Genomic DNA, 12,083 nt, shown 5'->3' on the forward strand with positions numbered 1-12,083 from the left:
TGGTGGATGGCCTGAAGTCAATTCCGGCCAGACCCTGCGTCTCGGCGTCAACGATCCGGCCGTGCAGCAGTTGCGCCAACGCCTGATGATCTCCGGCGACCTTTCGCGTCAGGCTGGTGTCTCTCCGGCATTCGACAGCTATGTCGATGGTGCGGTGAAGCGTTTCCAGTCCCGCCACGGTCTGCCGGCTGACGGCGTTCTCGGCGAATTTTCCGTCAAGGCGCTGAACGTTCCTGCCCAGACCCGCCTGATGCAGCTCGAAACCAATCTGGTTCGCCTGCAGGCGATGTCGGGTGATCTCGGCCCGCGCTACATGATGGTCAACATTCCCGGCGCTTATGTCGAAGCCGTCGAGAACGACCGCGTGGCGCTGCGCAACACCGCCGTCGTCGGCCGTATCGACCGCCCGACCCATGTCATCAATTCCAAGGTCTATGAGGTCATCCTCAATCCGTACTGGACCGCGCCGCGCTCGATCATCGTCAAGGATATCGTGCCGTTGATGCGTAAGGACCCGACCTACCTGACGCGCAACCAGATCCGTCTGTTCGATGGCCGCGGTCAGGAAGTTTCGCCGGAAACGGTCGACTGGCACGCGGAAAAGGCACCGAACCTGATGTTCCGTCAGGATCCGGGCAAGATCAACGCCATGGCGTCCACCAAGATCAACTTCCACAACCCGAACAACGAATACATGCACGACACGCCCCAGCAGGGCCTGTTCAACAAGCTCATTCGTTTCGAATCCTCGGGCTGCATGCGTATCCAGAACGTGCGCGACCTGAATGCCTGGCTGTTGCGCGACACTCCCGGCTGGTCGCGGCAGGAAATGGAACGCGTCATCGCTACCCGCCAGAACACCCCGATCAAGCTGGCGCAGGAAGTGCCGGTCTATATCGTCTATATCACCGCATGGTCCGCCAAGGATCGCGTCGTGCAGTTCCGCGACGATATCTACCAGCAGGACGGCAGCCAGGAACTGGCTCTGCAGACCACGACCGGTGTCGAACAGCGCCAGGGCGCACTCACCGAAAGCGACATGCTGCCGCAATAATCGGTCTCCGAGACTTTTCGGATATCATGCGCCCTTCCGCTTTCGCGGGAGGGCGTTTTGCTTTTTGCGTTACGCGTCGGCCTGGATATGGCTACCCTGCGCGTCTTCAGGCCTGCAAATGTCGTTCACCGTATTGCCCTGACCCCGTCAGCCCGCTAAGACGCCAGACATCGCTTGCCCACCCATTCGAGGAGCTTCGCATATGTCGACGACTGACGTTTTCTTCTCCCGCCCGCTGGCCGAAACCGACCCGGAAATCTTTGGCGCGATCGGCAAGGAGCTTGGTCGTCAGCGTCATGAGATCGAGCTGATCGCTTCGGAAAACATCGTCTCGCGCGCCGTGCTCGAAGCCCAGGGCTCGATCATGACCAACAAATACGCAGAAGGTTATCCGGGCAAGCGCTATTACGGCGGCTGCCAGTTCGTCGATATCGCCGAAGAACTCGCCATCGAGCGCGCCAAGAAGCTGTTCGGCGTCAATTTCGCCAACGTCCAGCCCAATTCCGGCAGCCAGATGAACCAGGCCGTGTTCCTGGCGCTCCTGCAGCCGGGCGACACGTTCATGGGCCTCGATCTCAACTCGGGCGGTCACCTGACCCACGGTTCCCCGGTCAACATGTCCGGCAAGTGGTTCAACGTCGTTTCCTACGGCGTTCGCGAAGGCGACAACCTGCTCGACATGGATGAAGTCGCCCGCAAGGCCGAAGAAACCAAGCCAAAACTGATCATCGCCGGCGGCACCGCCTATTCCCGTATCTGGGACTGGAAGCGTTTCCGCGAGATCGCCGATTCCGTCGGCGCCTACCTGATGGTTGACATGGCGCACATTGCGGGTCTCGTTGCCGGTGGCCAGCATCCGTCGCCGTTCCCGCATTGCCACGTTGCCACCACCACGACCCACAAGTCGCTGCGCGGCCCGCGCGGTGGCGTGATCCTGACGAACGACGAGGATCTGGCGAAGAAGTTCAATTCGGCCGTATTCCCCGGTCTGCAGGGCGGCCCGCTCATGCACATCATCGCCGCCAAGGCCGTTGCCTTTGGTGAGGCGCTGCAGCCTGATTTCAAGGATTACGCAGCCCAGATCGTCAAGAACGCCAAGACGCTTTCGGAAACGCTGGTTGCCGGCGGCCTCGATATCGTTTCGGGCGGCACGGACAACCACCTGATGCTGGTCGACCTGCGCAAGAAGAACGCCACCGGCAAGCGCGCCGAGGCAGCTCTCGGCCGTGGTTACATCACCTGCAACAAGAACGGCATCCCGTTCGATCCTGAAAAGCCCTTCGTCACTTCGGGTGTCCGTCTCGGCACGCCGGCCGGCACGACGCGCGGTTTCAAGGAAGCCGAATTCAAGGAAATCGGCAATCTCATCGTCGAGCTTCTGGATGGCCTGAAGGCCGCCAATTCCGACGAGGGCAATGCCGCTGTCGAAGCATCGGTACGCGAAAAGGTCATGAAGCTGACCGATCGCTTCCCCATGTACCCCTACATGTAATCTTGAGGACTGATCGCGAATGCGCTGCCCCTATTGCGGATCCGAAGACACGCAGGTGAAGGATAGCCGCCCGGCGGAGGATGCAACATCCATCCGCCGGCGTCGCATCTGCCCGGATTGCGGCGGACGTTTCACCACGTTCGAACGCGTGCAGCTGCGTGAGCTGATGGTCGTCAAGAAAACCGGCCGCAAGGCTCCCTTCGACCGCAACAAACTGGTGCGGTCGTTCCAGATTGCGCTTCGCAAGCGCCCCGTCGATCCCGATCGCATCGAACGCGCGGTTTCCGGCATCGTCCGGCGTCTGGAAAGCTCCGGTGAGGCGGAAATTTCGTCCGAAGAAATCGGCCTGCAGGTTCTCGAAGCGTTGAAAAGCCTGGATGACGTCGCTTTCGTGCGTTACGCCTCGGTCTATCGCGATTTCTCCCATGCGGAGGACTTCGAAAAAGTCATCGCCGAGATCAACGCAAAGATCGGCCGCGACAGCATCGTGGAACCCTGATCCGTGGCGCCGGGCATGAGCACACCCGAAGATGACCGCCGCTTCATGGCGGAGGCCATCCGGGTGTCGCGAACGCATACCGGCCTGACCGACACCAATCCCTCCGTTGGCTGCGTCATCGTCAAGGATGGGCAGATCGTCGGCTCGGCCGTCACCGCTATCGGCGGGCGGCCGCATGCCGAAACGCAGGCTATCGCGATTGCCGGTGACATGGCTCGTGGTGCAACCGCTTACGTTACGCTTGAGCCCTGCGCGCATTGGGGCCGCACACCCCCTTGCGCAAACGCACTGGTCGATGCCGGTGTGGCCCGCGTCGTTGTCGCTGTCTTCGATCCCGATCCACGTGTGGCGGGGCAGGGGCTGAAAATCCTGTCCGATGCCGGTATCACCGTCGAAACAGGTCTGATGGAGGAAGAGGGCAGGCGCGCGCTTGCGGGCTATCTCATGCGCCAGACGCGTGGCCGACCATTCGTGACACTGAAACTTGCTGTTTCAGCGGATGGCATGCTCGGCCGCCGTGGCGAGGAGGTGGCCATCACCGGCGCGCAGGTTCGCACCGAGGTTCATCACCTGCGCGCGCAAAGCGATGCAATTCTGGTCGGTATCGGCACGGTCCTGTCGGATGATCCCGAACTGACGGTGCGCATTCCGGGGCTTGAACATCGTTCACCGCTGCGCATCGTGCTGGATCGAGATGCACGCTTTCCTCAAACCTCGCGGCTTGCGCGGACGGCCGACAATGTGCCGGTGATCGTCGCAGCTATCGGCGCCGGGGTTGCGGAGACCGACAGTGTGCCTACCGGTGATGCGCCCTGTCGCTGCGGTCAGCATGATCACGCTGAGGAAGCGCGGCAGACCGCAATCACTCACATCAATTCCCCAACGCTTGAAGCGCTCCTCAAAAGACTTGCCACGCGCGGCATCTCCACCCTGCTGGTGGAAGGCGGCGCCACGGTCGCAAGCGCTTTCCTCGCGCAGGATCTCGTTGATCGCATCATTCTTTACGTAAGCGACAAGGTCGTCGGTGAGGGTGGCCTTGAATCGCCGCTGACGCCATCCGATATCCCGCCCAGCTTTACTCTTCTCGGCAGCGCCCCAGTCGGGCCTGATCGCGTTTATGAATACGAAAGGTCCGCCTGATGTTCACTGGTATTGTTACCGATGTCGGCACGGTTTCCGCTGTCACCCCGTTGGACGAAGGTGTGAAACTGCGCATCGATACCGCCTATGATCCGAATACGATCGACATGGGCGCCTCCATTTCCCACGCGGGTGTCTGTCTCACCGTCACCGGTTTGCCGGGTGACGGCTCCAATGAGCGCTGGTTCGAGGTCGAGGCATGGGAAGAGGCGCTGCGCCTAACCACTGTGTCCAGCTGGGTGGAGGGCAGCCGAGTTAATCTCGAACGCGCCCTGAAGATTGGCGATGAGCTCGGCGGACATATCGTGTCCGGCCATGTCGATGGCACGGCGGAAATCCTGTCGGTGGAGCCGGAGGGCGAAGCCGTTCGCATCCGTCTGCGCGCGCCCGAACATCTCGCCCGTTTCGTTGCCCCCAAGGGCTCGGTCGCGCTAGATGGCACATCGCTCACCGTCAATGCTGTCGATGGCGCCGATTTCGATATCCTGCTGATCCGTCACACGCTCGGTGTTACCAGCTGGGGGGAGCGCAAGGTCGGTGACCGCGTCAATTTCGAGGTGGATACCATGGCCCGTTACGCGGCCCGGCTGGCCGAATTCCCGCAGCCGCAGGCGCAATCGTAAGGGCGCTGTCCCGCTCTCCGGGAACCAATCGTGTCACCCGTCGTTACGGGTGACTTCGTGTCGGAGGAGCAAAGCATGAAGCTGGTGCTGATTTCCACATCCATAGGCGTGGTGCTGCTGGCGATGGCCGTCACCTATGTCCTGCCATCCATGCATGGCGCGGCCAAATCACGCGAATACGCGCAGTCGAATTTCAATTTCCATGTAGAAAACTGAGTATCGTTCCGGTTGCTGCGTCTGTTGCAACCGTTAAGCGGCAAGGCTTGCGCCGTTGTTTCCACAGATGATTGCATTGTTGCGACAATATCTCGGAAATGACTATTAAGTGACTCTATGTGTTGATAAAAATACTGCTGAAAAAATAGCATTTAATCAAATTTAAACCACGGCAAGTCTAGGTATATTGTCGGCAGTAAGGGGTGTCTTTGTCGCGATGTTTGCGATGTCGGCTGCCATGCAAGAAATTTTCATCAACAGATCTTCCTGAATTCGATCGCCTGCCGGCGCTCGGGCGCGGTCGTCTGTGCGCCATTCGGAACCCGCCATGTTGCAATATCTCGATAATGCAAAAATCCGCACCAAGATCGTCGTTCTCGTCGCCCTTATGGGCATCATTTCCTTTGCCGGTCTTGTTTATGTCAGCGCCCAGTTCAAGGATGCCGACAAGCGGTATACCGATTTTATCGGCCATGAGAGCCTGGCGGCAACTCTGAATGCCCGTGCTACAGGCGGCCTCCTGCAAATGGGGCTTCAGCTTGGGCTGACGCTGGTCAACGATCCTGCCTCTCCGGAATTTTCTGCCGCCGTGAAGAAATATCAGGGCGATCTGGTGCTGATGAAAGAGCGTGTCGCCAAGACTGCGGAACTTGTACCGTCGCGCGGTCCTGCCACCGCTGCCATGCTGAAAGCAGTCGATGAATTCGACCTGATCGGCAAGCGCGTCATCGAATTGGCGCAGACCGGTCAGACCATACAGGCACGTACTGCCATGCGCGAAGCCGGTGCCAAGGTCATGGCCACGCTGCCGCTGTTTGCCACTGGCAATGATGAACTGATGAAGGCCGCTGACGAAGGCGCCGCAAAGCTGACTGCGGAAAACGGTTTCACCATCATGGCTGGCCCGATCGTGCTGGGTATCGCCATCGTCGTCATGGCATTTCTGGCACTTTATATCGCCACCGTCAGCATCGTCGGCCCGATCAACCGCCTGAACGCTCGTATGGTGTCGTTGGCGGACGGTGATACCGAAGCCGAAATCCCCGGTCTGGTTCGCAAGGACGCCGTCGGACAGATGGCCAAGGCCGTTTCGATTTTCCGTGACCAGGCCCTTGAAAGCACCCGCCTGTCCCGCGAGGCCGATGCCGGCCGCAGCCAGTCGGAACAGGAAGCCCGCACCCGTGACGCCGCCAAGGCCAGAGACGCTGCCGACATCAAGACTGCGGTCGATGCGTTGGCACTCGGCCTGCAGCGCCTGTCGGATGGAGATGTCGCCTACCGCATCGCTCAACCTTTCGTCGATCATCTCGACCAGTTGCGCGGCAATTTCAACGCCTCGCTGGAAAAGCTGCAGGCAACACTGAAAACGGTCGGCGGCAATGCCACGGCCATCTCCTCGGGTGCCGACGAAATCCGTTCGGCCGCTGACGATCTGGCCAAGCGCACCGAAAAGCAGGCCGCTTCGCTGGAAGAAACCGCCGCTGCCCTCGATGAGATGACAACCACCGTTCGCGACAGTGCCAAGCGCGCCGAAGAAGCTGGCGTCTTGGTCGAAAAGGCCCGCACGGAAGCCGAGCGTTCCGGCGACGTCGTCCGCAAGGCCGTCTCCGCCATGGAAGAGATCGAGAGTTCGTCCGGCGAAATTTCCAATATCATCGGTGTCATCGATGACATCGCTTTCCAGACCAATCTTCTCGCCCTGAACGCGGGCGTCGAGGCAGCGCGTGCAGGTGAGGCCGGAAAGGGTTTTGCTGTCGTTGCCCAGGAAGTCCGTGAACTCGCACAGCGTTCCGCCAACGCCGCCCGCGAAATCAAGGTCCTGATCGGCAAGTCGGGCAACCATGTCCGCACCGGTGTCGATCTTGTCGGCGAAACCGGCGAGGCGCTGCAGGCCATCGAGCACGAGGTCAAGGAAATCTCCACGCTGGTGCGTGCCATCATCGAAGCCTCGCGTGAACAGGCCAACGGCATTCAGGAGATCAACACCTCCATCAATGCCATGGACCAGAGCACCCAGCAGAACGCGGCTATGGTTGAAGAATCAAATGCTGCCAGTCACGGCCTTGCAAGCGAAGCCGCCGCGCTCACGCATTTGCTTGGCCAGTTCAACCTCGGCAATGGCGGGTCGCACGGCAGTGCCTCGGGTCATGCCTTCGGTGCCGGTTCCAATGCTGGCGCCCGGTCGAGTGCTGCGCCGCAGGCCGTAACGCATTCCTCGCGTCCCGTGGCGTCTCCGGCTCGACAGATGGTCAACAATCTGGTCCGTCGCGTCTCCGGCGGCGGTGCGGCCGCCGCCGTTGCTCCCTCCGGCGACGCCTGGGAAGAATTTTGACAAGGACTTTTAGAAAGCACTTTTAAGAAGCACTTTTCGAGAATGCAGGAAGGGCCGGACGAGCGATTGTCCGGCCCTTCCTGTGGTTTGATAATCGGCATCGCCATCGGCTGGTTGTCACTAGAGAAAAACGCGTGCAGGCGCGACCTGCGCCTGGTTCACCATAAGGGAACGGTCACCTATCTCTTAATCGGGATCAAAAGGCTGCGAGGGTGAACCCTGCTTTCTCCCTTCTATCCGGAATTTCTGGCCCGCAAGCCGTGTGCGCCCCGCATCGTCGCGGCGCTGCCGTGTCGTGTGCAGGGTCGCCAGTGCCATCATGCCGCTGATGATGACGGTCGCCATTACCGTGCTGGAGTTTTATGGCCTGTATCCAACCATCCCTGCCATTGGTGCGCACATAAAAAGGCCCCGACAATCGGGGCCTTTCATTCGCTCCGGCATCTGCCGCCAGAAGCGGTCGCGTTCAGCGCGCGCCGTTGATGATGTTGCAAAGGCCTTCATTGACGATCTTCTTGTCGGTCAGCTGGCCGGCCTGAATGTCGAAAATGGCATCCACGCGCACATTGGCGCCCTGCTGGCGGGCAACCACGCGCAGGGTCTGGATACGGCCCGAACCGGTGGTTTCCTGGAAGGCATTGATGGAGGACAGCCCCTTGTCGATCCTGACGCCGTCAAAACCCTCGGCAGACACGGCCTGTGCCAGCTTCTGCAGCATGGCCGGCGCCTTCGCCTTCGGGAATACTTCAAAAGTGCGATAGCTCATGGCTGACAGCATCGGCACGCCGCTGACCTTGAAATTTGCATTGCACGGTGCTGCGTTGGCTGCACCGGCAATCAAACCCGCCGCTGCCAGCGAAAGGCAAAATAGTCTCATTTCCCAACCCCTTGATCAAATCATGATACAACGGAGCGGGAAACTAGGAGACCGTGTCGGTTTCGCAAGCTGAATTGTTTGCGCTTCGATAAATAGGGGAAGAATACCCTGTCGGCCGCCATCGTTTCCCGGCGCCGTCGCTCGGGTTCACGTCAGGCTTCTTCGGTCTCTTCCGTGCGCAGAACACGGATGATTTTGGCGCAATCTGCATTTTCCGGCGAAAGCAGCGTGACCGGATCGACCATGCCGACCCCGACGCCGATGGCATTGGCGGCTGCCCAGCCCCAGTTCTGTTCCGCCATTTCCAGAAGCCGAGGTCCTTCGCTGGTCACGCAGTTTCTGGCCGCATCCATCAGTTCTGCCGAGGGCAGACGGTCGTTCAGTTCCGCCTGCAGCGGGGTCACGACGAAGATGGCGAAGAGATAGCTGAAGAAATCGGACAATCGGGTCTCCTGAATGTTTTCAGCTATCTGGGTATCCGATTATCGCTGCGCAAGTGTGACGAGCCCGCTGTTGTGCGGGATATCGTGTGGGCTCTTGTTTACATCGTCGGGCGGCCGCCTAGAAAGGTCGGTTCACTCGACAGGCTTAAAACCGCTTTCATCAAGATCAGGATGGACGCCGGTGAAAAACCACTCGGACAAATCATCCAGTCGTGCATAGGCGCGTTCGTAATATTCCGGTTCGTAAACGCGCGGAAAATCACCATGCCGCGTCCAATCTGGAACGAATCTTTGTAGATACCAGAAGCCTTCCGCGATCCACCGCTGCGTTCCTTCTTCAGCGGCTTGTGCATGGCAGGCGTCATGCATTGCGTGGCACAATCGAGAAAACGCGGACTGGTCCCAGATCAAATCGTTGCGCAAGGCGAGGAGAAACGAACCTTCCGCTGCGGCAAACTCACCTCTCAGCTTTTCAAGGTATTCGGTCACTCGACGGCCCCTTCTGTCTGTTGCCGCGCCTCTGGTTGACGTCAGTCGCAGCATAAGCTTTTGGAAAGCCGAATGGAGGTCGGCCGCGAGATCGTTTCGCAGCTTTCTTCCACGACCTTCCGCCCCATCAAATCCGCTTGCAGGCTTTTCGCAACCGGAGTATCAGCCGCGATCATCATACAGCGTCGAAACGGCTGACAGACCGCGAAACGTATCTGTCCGAAACCCCGTCTCGCAACCGGCGTCCTGGAGCGCCTTTCCATCATGAATACTAAAGCGGCTTATGCCGTCGGCGGCAACGCTATTTTGGCCGGCATCAGCCTGATGCTCGTCGGCATTCTCATGTTCGCCCTCAACGATGCCATGGGCAAATGGCTGGTGGCCAGCTTCTCCGTTGGACAGGTCTTGCTGATCCGCTCGTTTGGAGCCTTCATCGTGCTCGGCCCCATGCTCGCCAAACGTCCCGCCAAGGCGCTCATCACGGTGGAAAAACCGCATCTCCAGCTTGCCCGCGTCATCATGGCGACGGCCGATACCGGCCTGTTCTATGCGGCGGTCATCTATCTGCCGCTCGCTGACGTCATGACCTTCTACATGGCCGGCCCGATCTACGTCGCTGCCATATCGCATTTCCTGTTGGGCGAGCGTATCGGCTGGCGTCGCTGGCTTGCCGTCGCCATCGGCTTTGTCGGCGTTCTCGTCGCACTGCGCCCTTCCGAAGCCATGTTGTCATGGCCGTCCATCTTCGGCCTTATCGGCAGTCTGTCCTTTGCGTTGTCCATGGTGCTCGGCCGCGTGCTGCGTACCACGTCCGATACCACGCTCGTCACCTGGCAGACGCTCGGTTGCCTCGCGACCGGTGCCGTTCTCAGCATCGGCGCGTGGAACACGTTCGATCTGCAACAGCTGCTGGCCATGCTCCTGCTCGGTGTCGTCTCCTGCTCGGCGCATCTGATGATCACCCGTTCGCTGAAACTGGCGCCCGCCTCGGTTCTGGCGCCGCTGCAATATACGCTGCTGTTATGGGCCATCGTGTTCGGCTGGATGTTCTTCGCGGATTTCCCCGATAACCAGACTCTGATCGGCGCTGCCATCATCGTGATGTCCGGCCTGTTCATCTTCCATCGCGCCAAGGTGAAGGATCAGGAACCGGTCGTGCCGAACAATTCCAGCCACGGCTAGAAGCGGCAATCCTCCATGGCCGGCCGCAATTTCCTGTGGTTTTTGCGGCCGCCATCTTCCGAATGTCATCGCGGCGGATCAAAACAGCCGCATGGCAAAACTGTATTTCCACTACGCGACGATGAATGCCGGCAAGTCGACCATGCTCTTGCAGGCCTCCTACAATTACCGGGAACGCGGCATGCGTACGGTGATCTTTATTGCCGCGCTGGATGACCGCGCCGGCAAAGGCAAGGTGGCGTCGCGTATCGGTCTCTCCTCGGATGCCATTCCCTTCAGCTCTGCCGATGATCTGCTGGCGCAGATCGAAGCGATGCACGTCGAAGAACCGATCACCTGCGTGTTCATTGATGAGGCGCAGTTCCTTTCTGCTGAACAGGTCTGGCAGCTGGCGCGGGTCTCGGACCGTATCGGCATTCCGGTCATGGCCTATGGCCTGCGCACCGATTTTCAGGGAAAGCTGTTTCCCGGTTCGCATGAACTTCTGGCCATCGCCGACGAGTTGCGCGAGGTGCGCACCATCTGCCATTGCGGCCGCAAGGCGACCATGGTGGTGCGTGTCGGTGCCGATGGCGCGGTGATGCGCGAAGGCGCGCAGGTGGAAGTCGGCGGCAATGATCGTTACGTCTCGCTCTGCCGCCGCCACTGGGAAGACAAGATGAGCGGCGCGTGAGCAGGATTACCGATATCTGGTTCGCATTCGATCCGGATAGGGATCTGCAAGATCTCGCAGAAAGCCTCTCTGTAGAGAATGTCGAACACGACAGCGAGAATGTCTTCGAATGGGTGATAGGCACATTCGACGGTCTGACGATAGACATTTTACGCGTACATGATGGCAATCTTTCTGACGCTTCAGGTTCTACTGTCTCGATCTTCATCATCGATCATCAACGCACCGGTAAGCCCGAATTCCCTGTTCTTTCGGTGAAGCGCCTGTTGTCGCGTCTGCGCGAGCTCGGCGTCTCGCCAATCAACCTGGGTGAAACGGCTATTGGCAGAAATAACGAACTGGTCATTCTCAGCCGGTGCGTCGAACCGGGGTGATATTGCAGCCGCCTGTGAATATGGCCGCACAGCAGCAGAATGACGGCCGTCAAGGGCGCGGCGAGAACCAGGAATTCCAGAAAAATCATGGGCTGTCATGGCTTCGATCGTGAAGCACAAGATGTAGGCGTCTCTGCGATCATGACAACGACGATCACCTTCCCCGCCGCAAGAATGGGTAAAAATCCGCGACGGATTGTTATAAAATGCCCTGGCATTGCCATTTGCGAAAGCCATCTTTGTCCGCAATGAAGTCAGACAATTCCGGAAAACCAAGTGAAAAAGCTTCTGCTCGCCGTCTTGTTGTTGCTCCCGGCATCCTTTGCCTCGGCCGATGACCTTTACGACAAGTGCATGGATGGGGCGGTTACCAATCCTGACTTTGCCAAATGTGGTGGCGAATGGGTGGCGCGTGCCGATGTGAAGCTGAATGAGGCTTGGAAGACATTGAATGCTCGGTTTGGCGATCGCGACGAAGCGAAACAATATTTACTGACAGAGCAGCGCCTTTGGAATGCCTACAAGGAAGGCTCCTGCCTGTTTTACAATGCCGATTTTGGCAGGGAAGGGCAGATTATCCATTATTCGGCTTGTCGGGCCGGGGTTATCGAGCGGCGGGTGGAGGAACTGGAAAGTCTTGGCGCCGACCTGAACTGATCTCCCTTTTTCCGTGTCCAGTGGACCTTTTG

15 protein-coding genes are annotated in these 12,083 nt (G+C 59.2%); 11 read left to right on the forward strand and 4 right to left on the reverse strand.

The genetic code is table 11. From position 1 onward, the window contains the following. The 7 genes from GAO09_RS09205 to GAO09_RS09235 all read left to right on the forward strand — a co-directional run. The coding region (locus tag GAO09_RS09205) for a L,D-transpeptidase family protein (protein ID WP_153353724.1) at positions 1–1,054 on the forward strand (1,054 nt) is incomplete at its 5' end. 202 nt (positions 1,055–1,256) lie between these two features. Continuing rightward, complete coding sequence (gene glyA / locus GAO09_RS09210) at positions 1,257–2,546, forward strand: serine hydroxymethyltransferase (RefSeq protein ID WP_153353725.1); 1,290 nt, start codon at positions 1,257–1,259, stop codon at positions 2,544–2,546. Positions 2,547–2,565: 19 nt separating this feature from the next. Continuing rightward, the gene (gene nrdR, locus GAO09_RS09215; protein ID WP_153353726.1) at positions 2,566–3,045 is read left to right on the forward strand and encodes a transcriptional regulator NrdR; all 480 of its coding nucleotides are present in this window, start codon (positions 2,566–2,568) and stop codon (positions 3,043–3,045) included. A gap of 15 nt (positions 3,046–3,060) precedes the next feature. Then, a complete protein-coding gene (ribD, locus tag GAO09_RS09220) occupies positions 3,061–4,185 on the forward strand; it encodes a bifunctional diaminohydroxyphosphoribosylaminopyrimidine deaminase/5-amino-6-(5-phosphoribosylamino)uracil reductase RibD (protein ID WP_153353727.1) in 1,125 nt (374 codons plus the stop codon). Beyond that, entirely contained in the window at positions 4,185–4,808 is a 624-nt protein-coding gene (locus GAO09_RS09225) for a riboflavin synthase (protein WP_153353728.1), read from the forward strand. The genes ribD and GAO09_RS09225 overlap by 1 nt, the downstream gene beginning before the upstream one ends. A 30-nt stretch (positions 4,809–4,838) precedes the next feature. Next, complete coding sequence (locus GAO09_RS09230; protein WP_153353729.1) at positions 4,839–5,024, forward strand: hypothetical protein; 186 nt, start codon at positions 4,839–4,841, stop codon at positions 5,022–5,024. 328 nt (positions 5,025–5,352) lie between these two features. Further along, complete coding sequence (locus tag GAO09_RS09235) at positions 5,353–7,356, forward strand: methyl-accepting chemotaxis protein (RefSeq protein ID WP_153353730.1); 2,004 nt, start codon at positions 5,353–5,355, stop codon at positions 7,354–7,356. A 186-nt stretch (positions 7,357–7,542) separates the two neighbouring features. Here the strand turns inward: GAO09_RS09235 and GAO09_RS09240 are convergent, their stop codons facing one another. The 4 genes from GAO09_RS09240 to GAO09_RS09255 all read right to left on the reverse strand — a co-directional run bounded on the left by GAO09_RS09240 (position 7,543) and on the right by GAO09_RS09255 (position 9,165). Then, positions 7,543–7,701 carry a hypothetical protein gene (locus tag GAO09_RS09240; protein WP_153353731.1) on the reverse strand — a complete coding sequence of 53 codons (159 nt, stop codon included), beginning with the start codon at positions 7,699–7,701 and terminating at the stop codon, positions 7,543–7,545. A 121-nt stretch (positions 7,702–7,822) separates the two neighbouring features. Next, positions 7,823–8,233, reverse strand: a complete 411-nt coding sequence (locus GAO09_RS09245; protein ID WP_153353732.1) for a hypothetical protein — start codon at positions 8,231–8,233, stop codon at positions 7,823–7,825. Between the two features lie 152 nt (positions 8,234–8,385). Continuing rightward, complete coding sequence (locus tag GAO09_RS09250) at positions 8,386–8,676, reverse strand: hypothetical protein (RefSeq protein WP_153353733.1); 291 nt, start codon at positions 8,674–8,676, stop codon at positions 8,386–8,388. A 132-nt stretch (positions 8,677–8,808) separates the two neighbouring features. Next, positions 8,809–9,165 (reverse strand): hypothetical protein, encoded by a 357-nt coding sequence (locus GAO09_RS09255; protein WP_209018667.1) that lies wholly within the window; start codon positions 9,163–9,165, stop codon positions 8,809–8,811. 264 nt (positions 9,166–9,429) lie between these two features. On the opposite strand from GAO09_RS09255, the gene GAO09_RS09260 reads away from it, so the two are divergent. From GAO09_RS09260 to GAO09_RS09275, 4 genes are all read left to right on the forward strand, one after another. Then, the gene (locus tag GAO09_RS09260) at positions 9,430–10,347 is read left to right on the forward strand and encodes a DMT family transporter (protein WP_153353734.1); all 918 of its coding nucleotides are present in this window, start codon (positions 9,430–9,432) and stop codon (positions 10,345–10,347) included. A gap of 91 nt (positions 10,348–10,438) precedes the next feature. Continuing rightward, complete coding sequence (locus tag GAO09_RS09265; RefSeq protein ID WP_153353735.1) at positions 10,439–11,020, forward strand: thymidine kinase; 582 nt, start codon at positions 10,439–10,441, stop codon at positions 11,018–11,020. Then, entirely contained in the window at positions 11,017–11,394 is a 378-nt protein-coding gene (locus GAO09_RS09270; RefSeq protein ID WP_153353736.1) for a hypothetical protein, read from the forward strand. The genes GAO09_RS09265 and GAO09_RS09270 overlap by 4 nt, the downstream gene beginning before the upstream one ends. Positions 11,395–11,670: 276 nt before the next feature. Beyond that, positions 11,671–12,051, forward strand: a complete 381-nt coding sequence (locus tag GAO09_RS09275) for a lysozyme inhibitor LprI family protein (RefSeq protein WP_324184832.1) — start codon at positions 11,671–11,673, stop codon at positions 12,049–12,051. Positions 12,052–12,083: the final 32 nt, after the last annotated feature.

Origin of the sequence: Endobacterium cereale, from assembly GCF_009617585.1 — a bacterium.
In the GTDB taxonomy this organism is placed as follows: Bacteria; Pseudomonadota; Alphaproteobacteria; order Rhizobiales; family Rhizobiaceae; genus Neorhizobium; species Neorhizobium cereale.